The following is a 995-nucleotide window of genomic DNA, read 5'->3' as shown; positions in this document are numbered from 1 at the left end:
CCAACGGCCTCGAACGGCGGCGGGCCCGGGGTCGGACCCTGCTTTCGGGCGGGAGGGGCCGCGCTACGCGGTCGCCATCCCCGCTATCGCCCAGACCCAGCACGCCATCTCGCGAGCCGTGGCGCAGTTGGCGACCACCGGCCTCTTGCCGGCCGCCTCCATCGCCTCCCTGCGGTCCTGGAGCCTGCGGTTGCACTTCGCCGCGTGGCGCCTGACCGCCGGTGAGGCCTGCTGCCCGGGCGCGAGCGGCTTCGGGGCGCGCGACGACATCGGCACGTGCCAGGCGGCCTCGACGAGCGCGGAGCGCACGTGGGCGTTGCCGGCGCGGGTGATCCCTCCCCTCGACGACGTCTCGCCGCTCGACCGCTCCGAAGGGACCAGCCCGCACCACGAGGCGAACTCGGGCGCCGTGCGGAACCTCGAGAAGTCGCCGGCCTCGCAGGCGAGCAGGAAGGCGGTGGCGACGTCGATGCCCTTCACGAGCCTGAGCGCGTCGCAGACCGGCTTCCACTCGGGGCGCCCGGCGGACTCCGCGACCCTCCTGGCCAGCGCGTCGCGGGCCTCCTGGCAGCGCCGCACGCAGTCGCGGTAGTGCTCGTAGGCCGCCTCGTCGTCGGGCTCGTCGAAGGAGATCGCGTCGGCCCACCTCCAGTACGCGCGCGTCCAGTTGCCCCTGCGCCTCCCCGTCGGGGTCGCCTCGTCGAACACGTGGCCGTGGCGAAGCAGGAACTTCGACATGCGCTGCTTGGCGCGCTGCAGGTCGTCGCGGGCGTCGGCGAGCGCGCGCGACAGGTCGCGGGCGGCCTCGGTGCGCCCGTCGGGCACCCACACCTCCACGACGTTGCGCGTGGCGAGCAGGCGCGCGAGGAACTCCGCGTCGCTGTGTTTAGTCAAGCTTTGCTTTCGGAAAAGAGCGCGCCTTTCTTTCGGGTTTCGCCACGAAAGGTTTTCGGGTTTCGGCGCGGGCACGCCGCTATCTTCCTGACTTGCCCAGC

Annotated in this window: 1 protein-coding gene; it reads right to left on the bottom strand. The window is 72.7% G+C overall.

Going from position 1 to position 995, the window contains the following annotated elements:
* Positions 1-63 precede the first annotated feature (63 nt).
* The gene (locus H6A16_RS10545) at positions 64-894 is read right to left on the bottom strand and encodes an IS110 family transposase (RefSeq protein WP_239458347.1); all 831 of its coding nucleotides are present in this window, start codon (positions 892-894) and stop codon (positions 64-66) included.
* Between the last annotated feature and the right edge of the window lie 101 nt (positions 895-995).

The sequence above is a fragment of the Collinsella tanakaei genome, from assembly GCF_016900375.1.
Lineage (GTDB): Bacteria > Actinomycetota > Coriobacteriia > Coriobacteriales > Coriobacteriaceae > Collinsella.
The sequence above is the reverse complement of the archived record's forward strand: the minus strand, read 5'-3'. Positions and strand labels throughout refer to the sequence as shown.